Raw genomic sequence first — 19900 nt, 5'->3', positions numbered from 1 at the left:
AAAGTCCTCAAAAAAAAGGAACTCCAGAAGATACATTATTTTAAATCTACAACTTTCATGATGCCTCTACCAGCGATATGACATGGTACCAATAAATGGGACACTGATCTAATTTAGTTAAAAAATAAAATTAGTACACATTTTACCCCTGCGACAAAGATAAGCATTGCTCCCAAAATGTCAAGAGCAAGTCGAGTTCCGCCGGAAGAATACAGAATAAAGAGGTCGGCGGAACTCTTGACATTTTGTCCGCAATAAGCTTGGTCCTCGTCTAAGGGTAAAAATGCAAAGTCATGTTTTGTTTCCATATTAGTTGCAATGAGTGAATTGATTTTTCGAATAATAAATATTTTCAAATTCTAAGGGTGTATAGTATTGAATGGATGAATGCCTTCTGATTGTGTTGTAATAGCCATCTATGTATTCAAACAGAGTGAATCTTAATTGATCCAAATCATCAAATACAGTACCTCTAATGCATTCGCATTTGAGCCTTGAGAAAAATGATTCGGCAATTGCGTTGTCATAAACTTCGTTTTTGCGAGTCATACTTTGTCTATTTCCTTTAATGGCATTTTTGAAATCTTTACTAGAGTACTGCGTTCCTCGGTCAGAATGGACAATCACACTTAATTTATTTTGGATGCATTTCAGTTTTGCTTTATTGAAGGCTGAAATAACCAGTTCGCTTCTCATATGAGTCTGAACATCCCAGCCCACTACTTTATGCAAATAAGTATCAATCCAAGTTGAAAGATAGGCCCATTGGCCATTCTTTAAAGGAATGTAGGTAATGTCACCAACCCATACTTCATTTGGTTTTTGCGCCTTTCCAAAATCAAGAAGTAAATTGGGTGCAGGAAATTTGGTCCCGGTGGAATCAGTTGTTTTTGGAACAAAACTCTTTGGCTGGATTGCTTTCAAATTTTGTTCCTTCATACATTTGCGAATCAAATGGCGGCTAACATTTTTTGAATATTTTACGGCTAATTCCATTTTAATTCTACGACTTCCATACCTATTCATATGAGAGTCAAATACGGATTTTATTCGGTCTCTTAATCCCAAATGTTTAGTGGGAGAATCCCTCCTGTGGATAAAATGATACAAAGTATTCCTTGGAATATTCATCATCTTGCAAAGCTTGTTAGTAGGATACACACCGCTTAGACTCTGGATAAATTCAGCTTTTGGTTTCATGTCTGCCGGCTGAAAATGTTCAAGGCTTTTTTTAAAATATCCCTTTCCATTTCAACATCCCTTAATTTCTTACGGAGCTGTTCAAGTTCAGTATAAGGATTATTTGTTCCTGGCTGGACGGAAGCATTCCTGGTAATCCTGATTTGACTACGCCAATTGTAAAGCATTTGCTTACTAACGCCAAGAGAATCAGCTAATTCGCTAGCGTTCCTCCCGGATTCGAGCAAATGAATGGCATTAAGCTTAAACTCGGTATCGTACCTCCTCCTCCGATTGTTTGTCTTTGATTGATCCATAACACAAATTTAAGTTAGATTTGTGTACCATTTTCTTGGACCACTTCAATTGGATTGGAGTTATAATAAAATTTTAATATTATGAATCACTTATTTGCATATAATTCCAGTTTACTTGTGTTGATTTCCTAATCGCTGGCTACGCTAATTCTAATGCCCTAAAAATGAAACCATGGGCTTAGTTTAAAAAAACGCTTAAATTTACAAAACTTATAAAAAAGTTAAGACGCAAATTTACATGCGCCTTCAAAGCCAAAGTAGCAAGTAAAGGCATTAATAATCAATGGTTTATGGCTTTTTTAAGCCATGATTTTGATTTAATCCTGCAATGATCTCAAAGTGAAAAGCGGAGTTTTTGGAGAAAACGGGGACTCTCTTTGATCAAGACAAAGCAGTGCTCTAGGATTAAAAAACAGTTGAAAAAGGTAAACCAATTCTATTTTTTATACAAATTAGATCATTTTTTTTATTATTGTTACCTTGTGAATGATTTGTAGCTCAGTGTCGGCAGGTAGAATGAAGCAAGATCGGGCAATTGAATTATAAATTCTTTGCCAGATGAATTGACCAATTATTAATTTGTTTACCATGAAGTTATTAAGTTTAGGAATTTGAAAGATGGAGTTTAAAATTTACACCACAGCCAATTACAATTGCTCTCTTGAAAGAGCATTTAAAGCACCCATTCTATGCGATGTCACCAAAGTACATACTGGATTTGGACTTATGCCAAAAGTAACGAAGACAAGCAATGACGAAGAATGGGGTAAGGTCGGCTCCATAAAAAATATTTATGCGGGAAAATCGATCACTTTTAAAGGAGGAGAGATTTCAACGGATGAAATTATTGAACGCATTGAAAACAAATACTGGAAAGTAGAAGTTGGAAATTTCAAATCCTGGATGTTGAACATCTGGAAATTCACATTTGAGTGGACAACAACTGAAATTGAACCAAATAAAATACATATCAATTACGATTATACCATTCATGGAAAGGGTGTTTTCTTCATTCCACTTCAATGGCTTTTTGCACATGTTTTTTATAAGCGGTATATGAAACAAGTACTTGAAAACGTAAGAAAAATGGCAGAAGGGGAAGAGCCATTTCTATACGACTAAAAAACAGCCACTGACCCGGTTTTTACGACTGGCTACAAGATACTACCATCGCTGTATCCATTTTTTGATATTAGAGCTTTGCCCATCTCTTCACGGGCAGTTCATCCTATAGATGGAATGAAAAAAGTTTCTTTTATAATCTCTGAAATTTCCCTTTAACCAGACAAGGCAAGCAAATCCTATAAAATCAAGGATGCATAAAATCCTTAATATAGATTGATATTGGTTCAAATATCAGATGGGATGGATGTTCAAAATTATTCTGATCCTTCATCGCAAGACACACTAGAGAAGAAATGGCTGCTTAGGATTCCAATTCAGCGGAATCCATCCCCAGTTCTCTGCGCAAATACAGGTAATGGTCGTTGTCACAAATAAAATAAATGTGCTGACCAAAATAAGATCGATGATAAAGAGACATTTTAATCAACAGGCGGAAAGGCAATTTTTTGGAGAGAAGGGATTTGATCTGATCCCTGGGAATGCGAATCGTTTTGAAATAATTGGTCACATAGACAAAATCAGCATCGAGCTCCACCCTTCTGAGGCGAAAAAAACTAAAATAAATCAAAGTTCCAAAGAACAAAAAAAGAATCCAATAAATGCCTCTGAACAAATTGGCATCCATAAAACTGAACTCGTCGCCATCGGTCAATGTGATCCCTAATCCAAAACTAAAAAACAATACAAACCAACTCACCGGGATAAAAAGTGCCCAGATCAGAGTGGAGGCAGAGGATATTCTTTTCATTGACATCTATAAATACTACTTTCTATTCTTTACTATTTATTCTTTACTATTTATTCTTTACTATTTATTCTTTTGGAAATACTCTTGCAGCAATGATAATACTTACCTCGTACAAAAGGCAAAGTGGAATGGTGATCAGTAACATAGAAGTGACATCCGGAGGTGTAATAATGGCGGCAAGTATGGTGATCAGTACGATGGCATGTCTCCGATAAGTTCTCATGAATTTTGGACCCATGATGCCAAGTTTGGCCAAAAAGAAAACCGCCAATGGAAGCTCAAATACCAAACCTGTAGAGATGGTAAACATCGTCATTGAATCCACGATTGATCCAAGGGTCGCCGAACTTTTAACCAAATCACTTACATTGTAGGATGCCAGAAAACTAATGGAAAATGGTGCAACAATGTAATAACCAAACAGCACGCCCGTCAAAAACAACAAAGAACAAACCTCCACCACCCAACGAGCAGCTTTTTGTTCTTTTTGATACAATCCAGGTTTGACAAACATCCAGACTTCCCTTAGCACCAGGGGAAAAGACAGAATAAAACCCAAAAAGAAACTGACCTTGAGGTGGATGGTCAGCTGTTCGCCCAGATCTCTCGTAAAAATTTCAAGGGGTGCGGGTTTAAAACACAGGGCTTCGGAAAGGCTGCAGAAAAAACGATAAGTCGCAAAATCTTCTTTGGTGGGGCCCAGAATGATGGTGTCAAAAACAAAGGTCTTTTGGGTAAAGACCGCTATACCCACCAACAAAATATAAAGTGCGGCTCTGAAAAGATGCTTCCTCAAGGCATCAAAATGCTCCAGAAAGCTCATTTCCTTCTCCTCTACTCCCGGTTGTTTGACCGGAGACAGCATGTTTTTCAATATTCCCATCGGTGATTTCGAATGCGCCGCAAAGATACACTCTACAAGACAGTTCCGATCCAACTGCTTCAATTTCCTTCTTTGTCTTAACTTTGAGCCATGTTTAGATTCTTTTGGCTTCCTCTATTATGTCTCCATTTCATAGGTTCTAGTCAAGCTCAAAGACTGACGGTCAGTTATTTATTCGATGGTTGTCAGCTTCAATCCACGGATTCAAGAGCAGAAAACCTAAAAAACACGCTTCCTTTGGAATGTGATTGCGGGGTGGATGGTGAATCAGTGGTACTCAATGCCCAGACCCTTGAATTTCCAATCAGCCTGGATTCATTTTTTGAGAATGATTTTTCACTTTGTTTTTCTTTCCTCCCAGAGCCATTTACAGGGGAGATGGATCTATTCTCTAAATCCAACAACTGTCTTGCCGACACCCTTTTGGACATCAGTTTGCGAAGCAGAGACAGTACTTTTCAAATCAATTTAAAAAGGGGCCTGGACAGAAACCTGTTTTTGACCGCTCCTCTGGACCCGACCAGTTGCTGGCAAAACTTTTGCCTGACAAAAAATGGGCTGGATTTTAGGGTTTATGTCAATGGCCAGTTGAAAGACCGCAAGGTAGCTCCCAATCTGATCCAACTCAATCATGGAATTCCCCTTAAAATTAATGCGTCACCCTGCCAACCCAGCAGATTGATTGGTGCAGCCGGCAAGTTGGACAGGATAGTTGTCGCCAATTATGGATTTGATGCGCGGAAGGTGGATTCTTTGTATCTGAGACAACAAAAAATTCTGACACAGGATACAGTGATCTTTTTGGGGGACCAGTTTAATATCCGCACAGCGAGTCATTGTCCGGGAAGTATCCAATGGACCCCTATCACCGGTCTTGACAATCCAAATTCCTTTTTTCCTCTGGCTTCTCCGACAACAGAAACAATCTACCGGGCCTTGTTTACCATCCAAGGTTGCCAAATGGATGATTCTGTTTTGGTACGGGTCGTAGATAAAGATCAAGTTGATTGTAACAAAATTCTATTGCCAACGGCATTTACTCCCAATCAGGATGGGCTCAACGAAACCATCGGAATTTCCAATCCTTATTTATTGGAAAAGCTGCATCATCTTGTGATCATGGACCGCAACGGCGGGATCTTGTTTGAAACAGATAACCCTGCCACTCAGTGGGACGGACAGTTTAAAAATACGGCTCTGGCAACCGGTACTTATTATTACAGAATTTCATATCAATGTCAGGGTGAGCAATACCAAAAGAAAGGTAGTTTTGTATTGTTGCGTTAATACATTTTAAAATAAGACTATTGCATACTGCAAGCTGGACAGCCAAAAGAATTGTTTGGAGACAAGATTAAAATGTTCAATCTGGTATTGAATACTGTGATTAACATCCGCTTGAAACAGCCACTGAATTCTGTGGCGACCTGACTCAAAACTGTACATTGCGCCCATCGGGTAAATGGTCTTGTTTACTTCAATTCCTGACTGAAATATTCCATACATCCTCCTTTCAAGGCCAAAAGTAGGTCCCAAAAAATGGTTTTTCAACATCCGATAAAGTGGTTGAATAGACCAACCCAGCGCAGCGTATTGGATAGACTTCATATGAATCGAAAATTCATTTGAAATTCCCCCTTGTTCCATTCCCATCGCCAAATTATCTGCGTGGGCGGCATACGCGTAAACGCCTGTATTTAGTTTCCATTTTGTACTCACTGGAAGTTCTACACCAAGCCCTGCTTTCCAACCAAATCCGGGTTCCCAGTTTTCTTTTTCAACAGAAATACCTCCTGATTGAAATATTCTGGAGCAGTTTAGTCTAACACTGAAGTTTAGCTTTTGGGCGGTCATTTGAGTAGATAAGGTAAAGCACCATACCACTATGCCTGTAAAATAATACCAAGTTGATTTCATCCTTTTGATATTAAGATACCGGACAAATCTATGCAAAATTGTGTCAAAAGGAAATTTTTTAACTACGAATTGGTAAATCCCAAAACCCAGGTAGTTAATTCTCCCCCATAAATGGATAGCGGTAATCCAATGGAGGATCAAAATTCTCTTTGATGGTACGTGGAGAAACCCAACGCAAAAGGTTGAGCACCGAACCCGCCTTATCATTCGTGCCCGATGCCCTGGCACCACCAAAAGGTTGTTGATCCACTACTGCACCGGTGGGTTTGTCGTTGATGTAGAAATTACCGGCACAATTTCTCAAAATATGACTGCTCTTTTGGATGACGTCTCTTTCTCTGGCAAAGATCGCTCCTGTCAAGGCGTAATCTGAGGTCTGGTCCACTTTATGTAGTATTTCCTCATACTTTTCATCTTGATAAACATGGATGGTGAGAACAGGGCCAAACAATTCTTCTTTCATGGTAATGTAATTCGGATCATCCGCCAATATGATGGTGGGCTGAATAAAATAGCCTTTGGTTTTATCGCATTTGCCTCCATAAATAACTTTGGCATCTTTTGCATTTTGCGCCATCGTGATGTAGCTCTCCAATTTGTCAAATGACTTTTCATCAATGACTGCATTGATAAAATTGCGAAAATCTTCTGGACTTCCCATTCGCATGTCTTCCAAATCTTCGAACAAATATTTTTGAATATCGGGCCACAGGCTTTGGGGCAAATAGGCCCTGGAAGCAGCACTGCATTTCTGACCCTGAAATTCAAAAGCACCTCTGGACAAAGCAACTGCCACTGCCTTAGGATTTGCGGACGGATGGGCCACTACAAAATCTTTTCCCCCGGTCTCCCCTACCAACCTTGGGAAACTGCGGTATTTGTCTAAATTGTTGCCTACCCTTGCCCAGAGCTTTCTGAAAACACCGGTAGAACCAGTAAAATGAAGGCCGGCAAACTCACGATGTTCAAAAATAACTTCCCCGGCAACTGACCCATCAACAAACACCAAATTGATGACTCCATCCGGCAATCCCGCTTCCTGTAAAATGTCCATGATCAGGGAAGCGGAATAAACCTGGGTTTCTGCGGGTTTCCATACCACAGTATTTCCCATAAGGGCAGGTGCACATGGCAGGTTTCCAGCAATCGATGTAAAATTAAACGGAGTCAGGGCAAACACAAAACCTTCCAATGGGCGATACTCCATTTTATTCCATACCCCATGCATGGAATTGGGCTGTATCTCATAGATCATTTTCATGTAATGTACATTAAACCTCAAAAAATCACAAAACTCACAGACTGCATCAATTTCTGATTGAAAAATATTCTTGGATTGTCCCAGCATGGTCATGGCATTGGTTCTGGCCCGGTATCTTCCCGCTATCAAATCCGCCGCTTTCAAAAATATCGCAGCGCGATCTTGCCAGTTCATGCTCTCCCACATCGGTTTAGCCTTTAATGCTGCATTGATCGCATTTTCAACATCCGTGGTTCCACCTTTGTGGTAATAAGCCAATGTGTGACTTATATCGTGGGGTGGATGTATTCTTTTCCGTTGGCTGGTCGCCACTTTTTGACCATCAATGGTCATAAGGACTTCCAGTTCCATGGATTTTAAAAGGTCCATTTCCAATTTGAGGGCTTTTTTTTCTGCTGAGCCGGGTGCATAATTTAGAATAGGCTCATTCCTGGGTATAGGTATATGATACATTGGTTCAGAATTTATTTCAAAAAAAAGAACAAAACTGCTTGAATAAAGATCAGTCTGTCGGATTGTAAATATGGGCTATAATGGATGGCGGTACAAAACTGCGGATGTCACCCTTGCCTAAAATCAATTCACGGACGATGGTTGAGCTAACGTGACTTAGCTCTGGTCTTGCAATAAAAAAAACGGTCTCCAGCTCATTGGCCACCGTATGGTTGATTTGTGAAATGGTTCTTTCATAGTCAAAGTCTGCTGCGTTTCTTATTCCTCTCACCAGGTATTGGGCCCCTATTTTCTGACAATAATGCAAGGTGAGGCCTTCATAGTTTGCGATCTCAATTTTGGTTTCTGCCGAAAAAAGATCTCTAAGCCAATTCAATCGTTGCTGCAAAGGGAACAGGTATTTCTTTTGTGAATTAACCCCAACTGCAATCACAATTTTATCAAACAAAGGTAAAGCCCTGTATACAATATCCAAATGCCCGGTGGTAATTGGATCGAATGATCCGGGAAGTACAGCAATTTTCATCATTATTCATTGACTGAATGAAGTCCTTGCAAAAGTACCACAAATTTAAGTATCCAGCTCGGCATTAGAATCCACTTCAGCTAAAACGGACCTTAGCCGTACATCATTCTTTGTCAGATTCGTTCAGTTTTTTCTTATGTTTAACCACTTTTGCATCCAGGTAAAAGATGATCTCTTCCGCAATGTTTTTGCACTGGTCGCCGATTCGCTCAATTTTTCGAATCATGGATAAAACATGTAAGGTGTGTCTTTTTTGGTCTGGAAAATGATCCAGGCATTCAATGGCCAGGGTACTGGCTTTTTCATTGATGGCATCCAGTAGTTTGTCTCTGTTGAAGATGGTTCTTGCCAGTGAAGTATTTTCGTATTGATAAGCTTCTTTAAGATCCCGCACCATCTCAACACTGATGGAAAGCATTTTAAGGGCAGACATCTGATCCAAAATTTTGGGTTCGAATCCTGTATCCACATCACTGATAAATTCAGAAATTCCTGATGCGATGTCAGCGATTCTCTCCAGATTTGTGTTGATTTTCAAGGTCGACAATATAAAACGCAAATCAGTCGCAAGAGGCTGGTACAAAGCCAGGAAATCTTCACACGCCTTATCAATATGAAGTTCATAAGCGTTTACCCGTTTCTCATTCTCCTGCACCTCCAATGCCAAATCTCTGTCAAACTTTGACAAAGATTGTTGGGTTTTTTCCAATTGAGAATTGACCAGCTCCCACATTTGTGACAGCTCTAATTTTAATTCATTAATTTCTGAATCTAAATGTGTCATAATCGATCTTTATCAGCCAAAACGGCCGGTGATATAACTTTCAGTCCGATTGTTTTTGGGGTTGGTGAAAATGGTTTTTGTTTCGTCAAACTCAATCAATTCCCCGTTTAAAAAGAAGCCTGTATAATCGCTTATCCGACCTGCCTGCTGCATATTGTGGGTGACGATAATAATGGTATAATCTTTCTTAAGTTCAAAAATAAGCTCCTCAATCTTGGCAGTAGAAATGGGATCCAGCGCTGAAGCCGGCTCATCCATTAAGAGGATGGATGGTTCGACAGCAAGGGCTCTTGCAATGCACAATCTTTGCTGCTGACCTCCGGAAAGCTCAAAAGCAGATTTCTTCAGTTTGTCCTTGACCTCATCCCATAAGGCCGCTTGTCTCAGAGAAAGCTCCACCTGGCTGGCTATCACATTTTCTTGGGAAATTCCATTGACGCGCAAACCATAGGCCACATTTTCAAAGATGGTTTTTGGAAAGGGATTCGGTTTTTGAAAAACCATACCTACTTTTCTTCTCAGATTGTCAATTTCAGATTGCTTGATTTGATAGATGTTTTTTCCGTCAATCAAGATCTCACCTTTAATGGTTACGTTCTCGATCAAGTCATTCATTCGATTAAACAATCGGAGGAAAGTCGATTTACCACAACCAGATGGTCCGATAAGGGCTGTCACCGATTTTTCAAAAATTCCAACACTAATCCCTTTTAAAGCATGAAAGTCTCCGTAGAACAAATGGACATCTTTGGTCTGGATTTTGGAATTCATTATTTCATTTTAACTTTGGAGGCAAAATAATTTCGCAAAAGATTGGCCACCAGATTGACCACTAAGACAATCATGATCAAAACAAGTGCAGTTCCATAAGCCATGGGCCTGGTTTTAGCCACTTCGGTTCCGCTTGTGGTAATCACATACAAATGGTAAGGCAAAGCCATGCATTGCTCCATCACAGAGGAAGGGAGTTTAGGCAAGAAATAAGCTGCAGCTGTAAATAAGATGGGTGCCGTCTCGCCGGAGACCCGTCCTATGCTGAGAATCAAACCGGTGATAATATTTGGAAATGCGATGGGCAAAACAACTTTTCGAATGGTGTACAACTTGGATGCACCAAGGGCATAGCTTCCATTGCGAAATCCCTGATCCACTGATTTGAGACTCTCTTCGGTGGTCCGAATGATCAATGGCAAGCTGAGCAATGCAAGGGTCAAAGAACCTGCCAGAATGGAAGCGCCAAAATTGAGATAATTGACAAACAAGGCCATGCCGAACAAACCGAAAACAATGGAAGGTATCCCCGACAGGTTATTGGTCATCATTTTGATAAACCGCTTGACCGGTCCATCCTTGGAATATTCATGCACGTAGATTCCAGCCATGACCCCGATTGGAAAAGCGATCAGCATGCTGTATAAAATCAGATAAAGTGTACCGATGATGGCGGGCATGATACCACCTTGGGTCATGCTTTCTTTGGGAGCTGCTGTCAAAAATTCCCAACTTATCACGGAAATTCCCCGACTGATGATAAAGTATAAAATAACAAGCAGTATGACAATAATGAATATAGACAATATTCTAGCCAGCCCGAAGAAAAAAATTTGCGACCATCTTTTGGTTTGATCTGAGCTATCTGGAAATACTATCATACCGCCATTCAGATTTTTCTTTTTCGTGATATAGAATCCACCATGTAATTGGTCACAAAAGTAATAATGAACAAGATGCAACCCAATGCAAACAAAGCTTTAAAATGCAGACCGCCAAAGGAGGCTTCGCCCAACTCTGCAGCGATGGTAGCAGGGATGGTCCTGACAGGATGTGTCAATCCATAAGGAATAATGGCCGCATTTCCAGTTACCATTAGTACAGCCATGGTTTCGCCAATCGCCCTGCCGACCCCCAAAATAATTGCGGCGCTGATTCCCGATGCTGCATAAGGCACTAGTACCCTTGTGATGGTTTGCCAATGAGAAGCACCCAAAGCCAAACTGGCTTGACGTACATCTGATGGGATGGAACGAATGGCATCCTCAGAGACTGTAATTATGGTGGGAAGCGCCATTATGGCCAACACGATGCTTCCGCTCAGGGCTGTTTCGCCAACGGACAGATCAAATAGATTTTGCACAAATGGAACAATCACCACAAGCCCAAAAAAACCATACACCACTGAGGGAATTCCAGACAATAATTCAATCAGAGGCTTGAGAAAATTTCTGACTCTTTTATCTGCAATCTCTGCCAAATAAATGGCACCTGCCAAGCCAAACGGAAGTGCGAAAAGAATGGCCATAAAGCTCACCAAAAGTGTACCCAACAACAAGGGCAACGCACCAAAAACACCGACTGGTTTTGCCGTTGGAAACCATTCTGTATCTGCCAAAAATTTGTAAAGTGTGATTTTATCGAGAGGCAATACATTCAGAGCGTGTTTGTCCGGCAAAGCAGCATCCAACATCGCCACCATGGCACCAGGAATACTGTCCAAAAGCTTTTCAATGCACTTGTCAGAATTTTCAAAATCATTTCCCAATTCTTCCTCAGAAAATATTTTGCTCAGATCTTCCAGTGAAAACAACTTGATGTCAGAGGCATCTCCTCCTAGTTCCGACCAGTTGGTAATCTTCCCATCAAAAATATTTTTTGCCTGTTGACTTGTTATGCTTTGGAGAGAATTTGATTTGGATACAATGATGGAAAAACCCTCTTCCACCGGTGAGGATCCTATGAAGGAAATACCTTCCTTGAATAAGAAAATTACAATCAGAATAACTACTACTGAGGTAAAATATCCACAGGTTTTGATTAAAATTTCTACGCCTTTTTCTAAAGTTCGCTGCATGCAATGAAGTGGTTGACCACACTCTTATTGTACGGGTAAGTAACCTACATCTTTTACAAGCTGCTGCCCTTCAGCAGACAGACAATAATCCAGATAAGGTTTAATTTTTGTCTCTATTTTCTGGTCAAAGATGTAATACAAAGGCCTAGAAATGGGATAAGTTTTATTCATCGCATTGTCAAAATTGGGCGCATAGTAGTTTTGGCCGCCATCGTAAGACACGTCAATGGTTTTAACTTCAGGAGTTATATAAGCCAAACCAATGTATCCAATGGCACCTTTGGTTTGACCAATGGATTGCACAATGGCGCCTGTTGCCGGCATATTGAGAACTGTATTGCCATAATTTTTTTTGTTGAGAACATGTTCTTTAAAGAATTCATACGTACCTGAACTATTCTCCCTGGAATAACACACGATCTCCATATTTTCACCCCCTACCTCAGACCAATTTGTAATAGCTCCTGTAAAAATTCCTTCGATTTGTTCTCTGGTGAGTTTGGAAACGCTGTTGCTCGGATGGACCACAACCGCCAAAGCATCAATGCCTATCGTGACTACCTGCACATCCAAACCCTTCTCTTTTAATTTAATTTTTTCTTCTATTTTAAGATCTCTGGAGGACATGGCTATGTCAGTATTGCCATCCATCAAAGCCGTAATGCCGGTGCCGCTGCCTCCTCCAACTACTGCAACTGATAGCTCAGGATTTGCTTTGAGAAAACCCTCCGTGGTCTTTTGTGCAAGGGGCAAGACCGTATCGCTGCCTTTCAAATTGAGAGCCAGATCCGCCTTCTGCTTTGTGCCACCACATGCGATGGCAAATAGAATCAATAAAGGAATTACATAAAATGATTTCATAAATTTGGAAGTTGCCAAAATATTAAAATTAAATACCAATAAAAAACCAATGGTCGATATATAAATATGGAATTAGATGAAATTCTGCAATCCATTCAATTCCAACAGGGTCTGGTCTTTGGGCGCAAAGGTAGTTTTTCACAATCCGCCGTAAAACAATGCAATATTAATTAATTATTAAATGTATGTACCGTAAAAGTCAATTGTTCCGAAAAAATAAATCAAGTTGGGAAGAAGTCCAAAACCAATGCTGCAAGAAGACCCAGCAAAGCTCCGTAGTAATGGGCTTCATGATCAATTCCATCGCTTGTATTTCTTGCAGCCCACCAGGAGTAAATCAAGTATAAAACTCCCATTAATAAAGCAGGAATGGGAATGATTCCATAAAAATAAAGGAGATTTAGGGGGAAATGGTAGATGTAAATAAAAAGGATGCCCGAGATAGCACCGGAAGCACCAATAGATGCATAAGACGGGTTGTTCTTGAATTTTAAATAGGTGGGTAAACAGGACAATGCAAGGATTGCAAGGTACACCAAAAGGAAAATCAAATTTCCGGCGCCCTGACCAAATTGTTCGGCATACAGGTTTTCTACAGCCAAACCAAACTGATATAGCACAAATGCGTTGAGAAACAAGTGGAGGTAATTGCCGTGCACAAAGCCACAACCGATCCATCGGTACCAGGAATGATCTCTGGCTTCTTGCCAGGGATAGTGTCTTAATTTTTCAATCCATAGATGATTGTTGAATGCGAGGACGGAAATCAGAACCATGAGGATCAACAATAGATAAGTTACTAAAAAAATGGGTTCAGTCATGGTGGTATGGAATTGATTTCACAATGGTAAATGCTCTATATAGTTGCTCCATAAATATTAATCGAAACATTTGATGAGAGAAAGTCATCTTAGAAAAAGAGATGATGGAGTGGCTGACAGATTTGATCTCCTTGCTAAAACCATATGCGCCGCCAATGACAAAGATCAATCTTTTTGCACGGCTCTGGAGTTGTGTTTCAATAAATCCGGCAAACATTCTGGTATTTAGTTCCTGGCCGTTTTCATCACATAAAATCAGCAAATCGTCTGATTTAAGCTGTTTTATCCACTGATCAGCTTCCAGCTTTGACAATACGGAGGAATCACCAACTGGCTTTACATCGGGATACTCTCTAATTGTAAATCGACAAAAATGAGACAACCTCTTTTGGTATTCTGAAACACCATCCCGCAAAAAGCCAAAACTGGTTTTACCCACCCACCATAACTGAATCTCCATTTGGTTTTACTTCAGGTTGGTCAGCATAATGTATTGATAAGGGGCCAAAGTATAAATGGCTCCGGGCTCAAAACTAACCATGGCACGGGTAAAAAATTCTGTATAAAATCTAAAATCCTTATTTACCTGATATTGGACTTTCTGATTGGTCAGATTTCCCATAAATACAATGGACAAATTGCCATGGCGTCTTTCGAAAGCCAACACTTCCTCAGAATCGGAACACAACACCGGAGAATTCTCCAGGAGTGAGTTTAAAGCTGCATTTTCCCTCCTATGAATGTTCAAGGCGCGATAAAAATCGCGATTGTACACATACAGATCTGACAATGGCTCCTTTGTAAAAGTATTGATACCAAAAAACGCCGGACCTTCTTGTCCATTAAGAACCCACGGAACACCGCCCAACAAATAAGTGAGCAAAGCACATTGTTTATAGCAATCCTGGCAACGCTCATACTCGGAGCCATGGGAGCGATTTGTCATTGCATTCTGGCTAAACATGATCGAGCTATTCCGATACTTTGAGTTTTTGCTTGTATTCAATATGTTTTGAAAATCAGATGTTTTAAGTTGGTTGGAAGCCATTTTTTGAAATAAATCAAATAATTCCCAATTTAAATAACTATCGACAATACCACTTTCCATGAGCTCAGGTTTCTGAGCAGAAGCAATTAGCAATTGACCATTGGAATGCACTACCTTGGAAATTTTTGTCCAAAATTCATCGGAAATCTCATCTCCATGCACCACAACAATACCATCCAAATCATATCGATCGGACCAGTGTTCCACAGCTTTAAGCAATTTGGACTGAACACTTTTATTTTCCAAATTGAGTCTGACATATTTTTGGTTGTATTTTCCATCGACCTGCTCTTCATTGGATTGATAATATTCTGGCTTGTCCTTTCGCCATGCATGTGCTGGGCCGGTGTAAGCCAGATTTAATTCGAGAAAAATCTTGATTTTATAGAAACGACAAGAATCGATGAATGTGCGAAAAGTTTTATCATCCGTTACAGTAGTATCAAAGGCTGTCAGGTTGATGGATGCATATGGATCTCCCGGATTAAAAGAATTGGATCCGTCCTCGGTGGGTGAAAGTGGAAGCAAAACGATTCCTGAAATAAATTGAGATCGGAGTTTCTTTAATTGCCCCATGACTCCTTTCAGGTCATGGGTTGCCGTAAAATTTTTTGGCATGATCTCATACAAATTGATGGCTTGAGTCCAATGTTTGTGTTCTAGATTGGGTTTTTGTGTACAATGAAGCAAGAATCCTGAGAGGAAAATGCCAAGCCAAAAGTGTTTAGGTTTCATATTTCTATTTTCTGATTTTTATCAATGTTTGAAAAAAGTGAAATCCGGTCTGGAAACAACTCATTTAATTTTAGAGTAAACTTTCTTTCCAGATCCCTCTCTTTAATTTCTATAAAATGGTTTTTAATTTTTTCCACAAAAGCAAAAGCCTTGGTTCCCAAATGGTGGGTGAGGAAATCTTTGGTAATATTCAAGTATATATTTAATAAAGAATCCGGATCTGAAGCCAAAAGCAAACCATCAAATTGCATAATATTAGCCAAGTTTGTCTCCTTTTCGAATTCGCGCAACAACAGATTTGTCAACCGCAATTCAGTCAACAACCTGTAGTAAAAAATGGAATCAAAATTTTTACTCTTCCTAAAACTCAAAGCAAGTTGCTCACACATGGTCATGTCTGCTCCTGATGCTTCTTTCCAGATTTTAATAAATTTAAGTTGCTTCAAATCCAGGCCGGCTTTAGCTGACAATTCTATCAGCTGATTCACCTGTTGCTGCTGGATATACATTCCCAACAGACCTTCGATGGCAATTTGTCTGCATTCGGTCTGAAGGCTGTTCGCATAAACGAGTTTTAACAAATCATGTGCTTTCTTTTCCTGAGCACGATCTGAAATCTCCCGACAAAATTGGATTAAATGCATTGGATTGATGTTTTCTAAAAATCCATCTTTTTGTATCCAAATCGTCCAAGAGGATAGTTCCACCTGATGATAAAGAAACCAAAGCAATTCAATGCTTTCTGTCCAAGTTTCTGCTTTGTGAAACATCACTGGAATTTCAGTTTTTTCAAAGTCCTTGATTCTTTTTCTTTGTTCTGTAAATAAAAACAAAGCAGCCCAAAGATTATCATGTCGATGTATGATGTGGTTGGGGTATTTTCCAATCAGCTCAATGAGACATTCAAACATCTTAACTCGCAAATCCGGGGCTTTCGCGGTTTTGATGAGCTGATGAATGGTTTGGGTATAATGAATAATTTTTTGATTGAATTTAGATTGGCTGTTGGATGGAATATCACGTAACCATTGATAGGTAGTTACCACCAATGCAAGTAAAATGTAAAATGGCCTTTCCATTTCTCCCTGTAAATAATACTGCATGGATTTTTCATAAAGCTGATCCAAAACAATCAGTTTTGTTTTTAATACTTTAATGGTTTGAATTTGACTTCTACCTGGCCCATTTTGATCAAATTCTGCCAGAGCATTCAAATAAAAGTCAAAAACAGCTTCATCTTTGGGTAGGGAAGGTAAAAGTAAAGTGGACCATTTGAAGAGGTCGGGATAAAATTTTAAGGCGATTGAAATAAAATCAACCAACTCAGCATGAGATTTATTCTGGAGATCAGAAATGACTAATTTTTTTCGGGATCTTAATTCCTGTCGCATGGATTGATTGGTCCGGTCCTTGTAATTCATGTGCCAGAAAGCCAGGGTCCAGGCATGTATACAAGGATTTTTTGCAGAATGGCAGCCACACGCACAATGTACTCCACTCACAGATTGCGCTGTAAAACTTAACTTACATTCCAGCAGGTTGTCTTCCCATCTCAACAAATACGACCATTCCTGCAAAGCCATTTGTGAGACCTTTCGCACTTGTCCGGATTCACAAGCCATTTTGATTTGTTCCAACTGGTCCGCTGGAATTTGGAATTCTATGTTGTCCAAAAAAATCTTCAAAACAAAAAGCTCTCCTTATTTGTAAATAAAACCGGAAAGTTAAAGATAATTCCACACATTGAAATGATGAAAAAGCTTCACCTTATCCGCCATGCCAAATCAAGCTGGGATCATCCAGGTCTGTCAGATATGGACAGACCATTGAATACCAGAGGTTTACGAGATGCGGCACAAATGGCAGAGCTTTTAAAAAAACAGCTCGATGGTGGTCTGCAGATGGTATCAAGTCCAGCCACCAGGGCCTTGAATACGGCGCTCATTTTTAATCAAACCATCAACCCGCCAGGAAGTGAAATCATCGTAAAAGAATTGTTGTATTTCGGAAATGAAGATGATTATTTGGACATCGTCAGAAGTGCTGATCCTGACATTGAAAGCATCGCAATCTTCGGACACAATCCCATCATTGAGTATTTTGTAATGAAAACAAAAAATGGAATTTTGGAAGCCATCCCAACCTGTGCCATCATTTGTTTTAAAACCAATAACAATGGATGGTCAGAGACCAAATGGGAAGACCTTGAGATGGTGGAGAAATATTACCCAAGAGATCGATCCAGTTAAATGAAAAATTGTATCCTGATTACCATACTTATTGTCTCTGCCTGTCAAGCTGAAAAGTCAAAATCAATTCTTCCAAAAGAAACCATGGCTCAGATTCTTTCAGAATTGTATTACCTTGATGCTGCCCTCGAGCCGCTTTCGCTACATATAAGAGACAGTATGATTCAATCCAACCGAAAACTCATCCTTCAAAAACACCAAATCAACGACACAGATTTTATAGAATCCAGCTTATATTACAAAAATAGGAAATCTGACATGGATCAAATTCGCTCCATGGTAAATGAACTATTTATTAAGAAAGGTGCTCAGGAAGGTTCGGATATCAAATATTGAATTAATAATTTAGTAATATCAGATGATCCTCTCTTAAGTATCAAAGGCCGTAATTTTGCATAACAATATGATTAAAGGCATCAAGATTCTTGTTATCGATGATGAGGCAGATACATTGGACTTTATCTGTTATCAGTTAAAGAATGTAGGATTTGAAGTAAAATCCGCATTAAATGGTCGCGAAGCACTGGATATTTTAAGAGAATTTGAACCACGTCTTATTTTGGTGGATTATATGATGCCAGAAATGGATGGCATGTCCTTTCTCAGACATTTCAAATCCTCTTTCCCACAATCAAAAACCAAAGTTGCTTTTTTGACGGCAAAAACCGATGACCAAACCCAGATCAATGTGTTGGATACCGGAGCGGATGATTTTATTGCAAAGCCGATCAGACCCAATGTATTGCTTAGTAGAATCCAGGCAATTTTGCGCAGAGACATCGACGTGGCCCAAGCCAATGGCAATGCGGTCTTACAGTTGGGGGATTTAAAAATTGATCCGGAAGCATTTCAGGTCTATGTTTCGGGTAGACCCATTGATTTTCCAAGAAAAGAATTTCAGTTATTATATTTGCTCGCTGAAAAACCCGGAAAAGTCTTTAAACGGGAAGAAATACTCAACAAAGTTTGGGGTCAGGACGTGCTTGTCGGCGAAAGAACCATCGATGTGCACATTCGAAAAATCCGCGAAAGGCTCGATGATAAATACATAAAGACGATCAAAGGCATTGGATATAAACTGGAATTTTAGAAAAATAAGTCACCTCAGCTTAAATCAGCTCAGTCTCCTTTTCTCTTTTATCATTGGAATAACCACCCTCGCTGTTTTGCTTTTTACCAGCTGGGCAGGCTTATTTACAACACAGTTTAGCACCATTTTTTGGTGGGTACTTATCACCATTTTGATTTCATATTTTGTACTACACTATTTGCTCAATAGGATTGTTTACCAAAGACTTAAGGTCATCTATCAATTGATTCATGATATTGAGAATCCCGATGCTTCCGAAAATTCTACGGCCAACGCTCCTGTCTCTCCTTTAACCATTGCTGAAAAGGAAGTGCGAAACTGGCTCAATCAAAAAGAGACTGATATGGCAGAACTGTCAAAGCTCGAAGACTATCGACGTGAATACATTGGCAATGTATCCCATGAACTCAAAACGCCGGTGTTCAATATCCAGGGATTTCTTCAAACACTGGTTGAAGGCGGTGTGGATGATCCTGCGGTCAGAGACCGTTTTTTACAAAAAGCTTTAAAAAATGCAGATCGACTGCAGACCATTATCGAAGATCTGGAGACGATCTCCAAGCTAGAATCCAGGCAATCAGAACCTGAAAAAATCAGTTTCGATATTCGCAAGCTCACGCTTGAAATTATGAGTGACTTTGAAGAGTCAGCCCTCAAAAAACAAATCTCACTCGGGCTAAAAGCTGGTGCGGATGATGCATTTTTTGTATCGGCTGAAAAAGAAATGATCCGTATTGTGATAGGCAACCTGATCCAAAACTCCATCAAATACGGCAGAAAGGAAGGCTGGACAAAAGTGGGATTTTACGATATGGAACACAAAGTCCTGATCGAGGTCTCCGACAATGGTGAAGGCATTGCCAAGGAACACCAAAAACACATTTTTGACCGATTCTACCGTGCAGATCAAAGTCGCTCAAGAGACAAAGGCGGCAGTGGACTTGGACTTTCCATTGTAAAACATATATTGGAAAGTCACCAGCAAAAAATTTCAGTAAGGAGCACAGAGGGCAATGGAAGTACTTTCAGCTTTACCCTTGACAAGAGTATTTAAA

At 39.8% G+C, this 19900-nt stretch carries 22 protein-coding genes; 6 read left to right on the top strand and 16 right to left on the bottom strand.

The window, feature by feature from the left end; translation table 11 throughout:
* Positions 1-309 precede the first annotated feature (309 nt).
* Both IPM48_11100 and IPM48_11095 read right to left on the bottom strand, forming a co-directional pair.
* On the bottom strand, positions 310-1200 hold the full coding sequence (locus IPM48_11100; GenBank protein MBK9272133.1) for an IS3 family transposase: 891 nt from the start codon (positions 1198-1200) through the stop codon (positions 310-312).
* Positions 1197-1496 carry a transposase gene (locus IPM48_11095; GenBank protein ID MBK9272132.1) on the bottom strand — a complete coding sequence of 100 codons (300 nt, stop codon included), beginning with the start codon at positions 1494-1496 and terminating at the stop codon, positions 1197-1199. The genes IPM48_11100 and IPM48_11095 overlap by 4 nt, the downstream gene beginning before the upstream one ends.
* 618 nt (positions 1497-2114) lie before the next feature.
* Between IPM48_11095 and IPM48_11090 the strand changes: the two genes are divergently transcribed.
* Positions 2115-2618: a hypothetical protein gene (locus IPM48_11090; protein ID MBK9272131.1), complete on the top strand. Its 504-nt coding sequence runs from the start codon at positions 2115-2117 to the stop codon at positions 2616-2618.
* Positions 2619-2922: 304 nt separating this feature from the next.
* On the opposite strand, the gene IPM48_11085 is transcribed toward IPM48_11090, so the two are convergent.
* Both IPM48_11085 and tatC read right to left on the bottom strand, forming a co-directional pair.
* On the bottom strand, positions 2923-3369 hold the full coding sequence (locus IPM48_11085; protein ID MBK9272130.1) for a hypothetical protein: 447 nt from the start codon (positions 3367-3369) through the stop codon (positions 2923-2925).
* Between the two features lie 64 nt (positions 3370-3433).
* Positions 3434-4252 carry a twin-arginine translocase subunit TatC gene (gene tatC, locus IPM48_11080; GenBank protein MBK9272129.1) on the bottom strand — a complete coding sequence of 273 codons (819 nt, stop codon included), beginning with the start codon at positions 4250-4252 and terminating at the stop codon, positions 3434-3436.
* A gap of 90 nt (positions 4253-4342) precedes the next feature.
* Here tatC and IPM48_11075 point away from each other — a divergent pair, with 90 nt between their 5' ends.
* Complete coding sequence (locus IPM48_11075; protein MBK9272128.1) at positions 4343-5539, top strand: gliding motility-associated C-terminal domain-containing protein; 1197 nt, start codon at positions 4343-4345, stop codon at positions 5537-5539.
* Between the two features lie 6 nt (positions 5540-5545).
* Here IPM48_11075 and IPM48_11070 read toward each other — a convergent pair whose 3' ends face one another.
* The 12 genes from IPM48_11070 to IPM48_11015 form a co-directional block, all read right to left on the bottom strand.
* A complete protein-coding gene (locus tag IPM48_11070; protein MBK9272127.1) occupies positions 5546-6169 on the bottom strand; it encodes a hypothetical protein in 624 nt (207 codons plus the stop codon).
* A gap of 94 nt (positions 6170-6263) precedes the next feature.
* Positions 6264-7883, bottom strand: coding sequence for an L-glutamate gamma-semialdehyde dehydrogenase (pruA, locus tag IPM48_11065; GenBank protein ID MBK9272126.1), 1620 nt, complete (start codon positions 7881-7883; stop codon positions 6264-6266).
* 49 nt (positions 7884-7932) lie between these two features.
* Positions 7933-8409, bottom strand: coding sequence for a pantetheine-phosphate adenylyltransferase (gene coaD / locus IPM48_11060; protein ID MBK9272125.1), 477 nt, complete (start codon positions 8407-8409; stop codon positions 7933-7935).
* Between the two features lie 103 nt (positions 8410-8512).
* On the bottom strand, positions 8513-9193 hold the full coding sequence (phoU, locus tag IPM48_11055; GenBank protein MBK9272124.1) for a phosphate signaling complex protein PhoU: 681 nt from the start codon (positions 9191-9193) through the stop codon (positions 8513-8515).
* 12 nt (positions 9194-9205) lie between these two features.
* A complete protein-coding gene (gene pstB, locus IPM48_11050) occupies positions 9206-9964 on the bottom strand; it encodes a phosphate ABC transporter ATP-binding protein (GenBank protein MBK9272123.1) in 759 nt (252 codons plus the stop codon).
* Positions 9964-10845 carry a phosphate ABC transporter permease PstA gene (gene pstA / locus IPM48_11045; protein MBK9272122.1) on the bottom strand — a complete coding sequence of 294 codons (882 nt, stop codon included), beginning with the start codon at positions 10843-10845 and terminating at the stop codon, positions 9964-9966. Before pstA ends, pstB begins: the two co-directional genes overlap by 1 nt.
* A gap of 8 nt (positions 10846-10853) precedes the next feature.
* Positions 10854-12041, bottom strand: coding sequence for a phosphate ABC transporter permease subunit PstC (pstC, locus tag IPM48_11040; protein MBK9272121.1), 1188 nt, complete (start codon positions 12039-12041; stop codon positions 10854-10856).
* Between the two features lie 24 nt (positions 12042-12065).
* Positions 12066-12902, bottom strand: a complete 837-nt coding sequence (locus tag IPM48_11035; protein ID MBK9272120.1) for a phosphate ABC transporter substrate-binding protein — start codon at positions 12900-12902, stop codon at positions 12066-12068.
* A 221-nt stretch (positions 12903-13123) separates the two neighbouring features.
* On the bottom strand, positions 13124-13723 hold the full coding sequence (locus tag IPM48_11030) for a rhomboid family intramembrane serine protease (protein MBK9272119.1): 600 nt from the start codon (positions 13721-13723) through the stop codon (positions 13124-13126).
* Positions 13716-14183 (bottom strand): 23S rRNA (pseudouridine(1915)-N(3))-methyltransferase RlmH, encoded by a 468-nt coding sequence (locus tag IPM48_11025; GenBank protein MBK9272118.1) that lies wholly within the window; start codon positions 14181-14183, stop codon positions 13716-13718. Before IPM48_11025 ends, IPM48_11030 begins: the two co-directional genes overlap by 8 nt.
* A gap of 6 nt (positions 14184-14189) precedes the next feature.
* Entirely contained in the window at positions 14190-15506 is a 1317-nt protein-coding gene (locus IPM48_11020) for a hypothetical protein (GenBank protein ID MBK9272117.1), read from the bottom strand.
* Complete coding sequence (locus IPM48_11015; protein ID MBK9272116.1) at positions 15503-17143, bottom strand: hypothetical protein; 1641 nt, start codon at positions 17141-17143, stop codon at positions 15503-15505. The genes IPM48_11020 and IPM48_11015 overlap by 4 nt, the downstream gene beginning before the upstream one ends.
* 114 nt (positions 17144-17257) lie before the next feature.
* On the opposite strand from IPM48_11015, the gene IPM48_11010 reads away from it, so the two are divergent.
* The 4 genes from IPM48_11010 (at position 17258) to IPM48_10995 (ending at position 19899) form a co-directional block, all read left to right on the top strand.
* Positions 17258-17755: a histidine phosphatase family protein gene (locus tag IPM48_11010; GenBank protein ID MBK9272115.1), complete on the top strand. Its 498-nt coding sequence runs from the start codon at positions 17258-17260 to the stop codon at positions 17753-17755.
* Positions 17756-18091, top strand: coding sequence for a DUF4296 domain-containing protein (locus tag IPM48_11005; protein ID MBK9272114.1), 336 nt, complete (start codon positions 17756-17758; stop codon positions 18089-18091).
* 67 nt (positions 18092-18158) lie between these two features.
* Positions 18159-18845 carry a response regulator transcription factor gene (locus IPM48_11000; protein MBK9272113.1) on the top strand — a complete coding sequence of 229 codons (687 nt, stop codon included), beginning with the start codon at positions 18159-18161 and terminating at the stop codon, positions 18843-18845.
* Positions 18823-19899: a sensor histidine kinase gene (locus IPM48_10995; GenBank protein ID MBK9272112.1), complete on the top strand. Its 1077-nt coding sequence runs from the start codon at positions 18823-18825 to the stop codon at positions 19897-19899. Before IPM48_11000 ends, IPM48_10995 begins: the two co-directional genes overlap by 23 nt.
* The last annotated feature ends 1 nt before the right edge of the window (position 19900 follow it).

Source organism: Saprospiraceae bacterium, assembly GCA_016715965.1.
Classification (GTDB): domain Bacteria; phylum Bacteroidota; class Bacteroidia; order Chitinophagales; family Saprospiraceae; genus Vicinibacter.
Note: the sequence above shows the minus strand (reverse complement) of the source record. Positions and strands in the feature narration are given on the sequence as shown.